Genomic DNA, 241 nt, shown 5'->3' on the forward strand with positions numbered 1-241 from the left:
AGCGCATCGATGTCGTAGGCGCTGTGTTCTGCCGCACGCATGAACTGCGCATAGGGCATTACCAGCGCGCCGGCGAAGTAATTGGACATGCCGATCCGCGCCTGCGCGATCTGTTCAGGTTCGCGGAAGCCCGCGCGCGCGATCACCGCATCGATCTGCGCCGCATACCCGAGCATCGCCAGCTCGGCGGCCATCTGGAAAGCCTGCTGGCCCGGTTCCAGGTAATCGGGCTGCCACAGCT

The 241-nt window shown here is 64.7% G+C and carries 1 protein-coding gene; it reads right to left on the reverse strand.

Going from position 1 to position 241, the window contains the following annotated elements; all coding sequences use genetic code 11:
• Positions 1 to 241: ImmA/IrrE family metallo-endopeptidase (locus ACQG3P_RS22540; protein ID WP_426806298.1), on the reverse strand; the 241-nt coding region annotated here is incomplete at both ends.

It is taken from the genome of Stenotrophomonas sp. SrG (assembly GCF_050031795.1).
In the GTDB taxonomy this organism is placed as follows: Bacteria; Pseudomonadota; Gammaproteobacteria; order Xanthomonadales; family Xanthomonadaceae; genus Stenotrophomonas; species Stenotrophomonas rhizophila_A.